We start from the raw sequence: 2463 nt of genomic DNA, 5'->3' as shown, positions 1-2463 counted from the left end.
GCGCAGGCCCGCCAACCCGCGGCTGCTGCGGCAGCGGCTCACGGTGTTCGTCATCGTGACGCTGCTCGTGGCGCTCGGCATCGCGGCGGCCCAGGGGTGCCAGGGCCCGGCGCGCGGCCTGGGGGCCGGGGACGCCCAGGTGCACCAGCGTGCGCGGACCCCGGCGAGTCAGCAGACCTCAGCTGAGCAGCAGACCGCAGCTGAGCAGCGGACCTCGGACGAGCTGCGGACCTCGACCGGCCGACAGGCCCCGGCCGGGACGCTGTAGAGCCGGAGCCCGAAGCTCGAAGCCGGAGCCCGGAGCCGGAGCCGGGGCTAGAGCTCCGGACGCCCCGTCGCCACCGCGTAGAACGCGACCGCCGCCGCCGCGCCCACGTTGAGCGAGTCCACGCCGTGCGCCATCGGGATGCGGACCCACTCGTCGGCCGCGACCAGCGCCTGACGGGAGAGTCCCTCGCCCTCGGCGCCGAGCATCAGCGCGACACGGTCCATGCGGTGGGGCGCCGCCTCGTCCAGGGACTTGGCCTTCTCGTCCGGGGTGAGCGCGAGCAGGTTGAAACCGGCCTCGCGCACCCCGTCCAGACCCTTCGGCCAGGATGCGAGCCGGGCGTAGGGGACCGAGAAGACCGCGCCCATCGAGACCTTCACCGAGCGGCGGTAGAGCGGGTCCGCGCAGTCCGGGGAGAGCAGGACGGCGTCCATGCCGAGCGCCGCCGCCGAGCGGAAGATGGCGCCGATGTTGGTGTGGTCGTTCACCGCCTCCATGACGACGACGCGGCGCGTGGTGGCTAGCAGCTCCTCGGCCGTGGGCAGCGGCTTGCGCTGCATGGAGGCGAGGGCGCCGCGGTGCACGTGGTAGCCGGTGACCCGCTCGGCCAGCTCCGGGCTCACCGCGTACACGGGGGCCGGGAGTTCGTCGATGACGTCACGCATGACGTCGACCCACTTGGCCGAGAGGAGCATCGAGCGCATCTCGTACCCGGCATCCTTGGCCCGTCTGATGACCTTCTCGCCCTCCGCGATGAACAGGCCCTCGGCCGGTTCGCGCCTGCGGCGCAGCTCGACGTCGGTCAGGCCCGTGTAGTCGCGCAGGCGGGGGTCGTCGGGGTCGTCGACGGTGATGAGATCAGCCACAGGGTGATACTGCCTTGTCCGGGGTGTGGTGCCAACGGCTGCGGAGGGTGTTCCGTTACCGCTGGTTACGCGAAGGGGTGTCGGGGCGCCTGGCCCCCTGCTCATGAGAGGGGCTCGGGACCCACGCGTACGACGTCGCCGACGACGATCACGGCAGGGGGCCGCACCTCGTGGACGCGGACCGCTTCGGCGACCGTGGCGAGCGTGGCGTCGACGCGCCGCTGGGCGGCCGTGGTGCCCTCCTGGACGAGGGCGAGCGGGGTCCGGGGCGAGCGGCCGTGCGCGATCAGGGCCTCGGCGATCCTGCCGATCTTGTCGACGCCCATCAGGATCACGATGGTGCCGCGGAGCTTGGCCAGGGCCGCCCAGTCGACCAGGGAGCGCTCGTCGTCCGGGGCCACATGGCCGCTGACCACGGTGAACTCATGGGCGACGCCCCGGTGCGTGACCGGGATGCCCGCGGCCGAGGGGACCGAGATCGAGCTGGAGATGCCGGGGACGACCGTGCAGGCGATGCCCGCCTCGGCGAGCGCCTGGGCCTCCTCCATGCCGCGCCCGAAGACGTAGGGGTCGCCGCCCTTGAGCCGGACGACGGCCTTGCCCTGCTTGGCGTGCTCGATCAGGGCGTTGTTGATGGCCTCCTGGGCCATGAAACGGCCGTACGGGATCTTGGCGGCGTCGATGATCTCGACGTGCGGCGGCAGCTCGTCGAGGAGGTCGCGGGGGCCGAGCCGGTCGGCGATGACGACGTCCGCCGCGGCGAGCAGGCGACGGCCGCGGACGGTGATCAGGTCCGGGTCGCCGGGACCGCCGCCGACCAGGGCGACACCCGGATGGCGCGTACGGAGGTGGGGCGCGACCAGGCTGCCGTCGCGCAGCCCCTCCACCACCGCGTCGCGGATGGCGGCGGTGCGGCGCGGGTCGCGGTCCTGGATGTCGCTGGAGAGGACGGCGACGGTGACGCCCTCGGAGCGTCCGGTGGCCGGGGTCCAGGCGGTGGCGGCCTCGGCGTCGTCGGAGCGGACGCACCAGACGCGGTGCGCCTCCGCCTCGGCCGAGGCGCGGGTGTTCGCCTCGTCGTCGCTGGTGGCGATCAGCGCGTACCAGGCGTCGCGCAGATCGCCCTCCTCGTAACGGCGCCTCGCCCAGGTGATCTCCCCCGTGTCCGCCATCGCCTCCACGGACGGCGTCGCCGACGGGGAGACGAGGAGGACGTCGGCGCCCGCCTTGATCAGGGCCGGGAGACGGCGCTGGGCGACCTGGCCGCCGCCGAGGACGACGACGCGGCGGCCGGCGAGGCGGAGGCCTACGGGGTAGGCGGGGTGTGCG

General features: G+C 73.8%; 2 protein-coding genes and 1 pseudogene. 1 reads left to right on the top strand and 2 read right to left on the bottom strand.

What is annotated here, in order from left to right:
* Positions 1–268 (top strand): annotated as a pseudogene (locus AB8Z36_RS37525) (serine/threonine protein kinase); the annotation flags it as partial.
* Between the two features lie 47 nt (positions 269–315).
* Here the strand turns inward: AB8Z36_RS37525 and AB8Z36_RS37520 are convergent.
* Both AB8Z36_RS37520 and cobA read right to left on the bottom strand, forming a co-directional pair.
* Complete coding sequence (locus tag AB8Z36_RS37520) at positions 316–1134, bottom strand: TrmH family RNA methyltransferase (protein ID WP_369217854.1); 819 nt, start codon at positions 1132–1134, stop codon at positions 316–318.
* Positions 1135–1235: 101 nt separating this feature from the next.
* Positions 1236–2463, bottom strand: a 1228-nt coding sequence (gene cobA, locus AB8Z36_RS37515; protein WP_369217853.1) for a uroporphyrinogen-III C-methyltransferase, incomplete at its 5' end; no start/stop codon positions are given.

Origin of the sequence: Streptomyces flavofungini (assembly GCF_041028215.1) — a bacterium.
In the GTDB taxonomy this organism is placed as follows: Bacteria; Actinomycetota; Actinomycetes; order Streptomycetales; family Streptomycetaceae; genus Streptomyces; species Streptomyces flavofungini_B.
This window is presented reverse-complemented; position numbering and strand designations above follow the sequence as displayed.